At 42.2% G+C, this 419-nt stretch carries 1 protein-coding gene and 1 pseudogene; one reads left to right on the forward strand and one right to left on the reverse strand.

Annotated elements, in window-relative coordinates; translation table 11 throughout:
- Positions 1–78: pseudogene (locus AB4486_RS28040) on the forward strand (YkgJ family cysteine cluster protein); the annotation flags it as partial.
- Positions 79–129: 51 nt separating this feature from the next.
- On the opposite strand, the gene AB4486_RS28045 reads toward AB4486_RS28040, so the two are convergent.
- The coding region (locus tag AB4486_RS28045) for a LysR substrate-binding domain-containing protein (RefSeq protein ID WP_372120096.1) at positions 130–419 on the reverse strand (290 nt) is incomplete at its 5' end.

Here is a 419-nt window from a genome sequence, read left to right on the forward strand (position 1 = left end):
AACCGACCATGGATCTGTCGTGAGTTCGAAATGGGCTCTTATGAATGCGTTGATCAGCGCAAGGATGTAATGGGCTAAGATTTTATCTTAGCTATCGATCTCAGTTGAGCTCTAGCTGTTCTTAGAGCTTTAACTATTTCTTGAACTCAAATACTCCGCAAGAAAATCGATAAACACTCGGATTCGTTGGGGCAAATAGTCGCTCGCATGATACACCGCATACATTGGTAACTGGTCATTACTCCAATCTGCCAACAACCGTATTAATTCCCCTTTCTCTACAAACTCTTTACCCATCCAATTCGGCAAAGCGACAATACCTAAACCTTGACGAGACATCTTAAGCAGCATTTCTGGGCTGTCTGAAGTGAATATTTGATTTACTTTAATACTGCTGGCTTTGTGGCTCTTGTCGGTAC

The organism is Vibrio sp. 10N.222.55.C6 (assembly GCF_041473395.1).
In the GTDB taxonomy this organism is placed as follows: domain Bacteria; phylum Pseudomonadota; class Gammaproteobacteria; order Enterobacterales; family Vibrionaceae; genus Vibrio; species Vibrio crassostreae_C.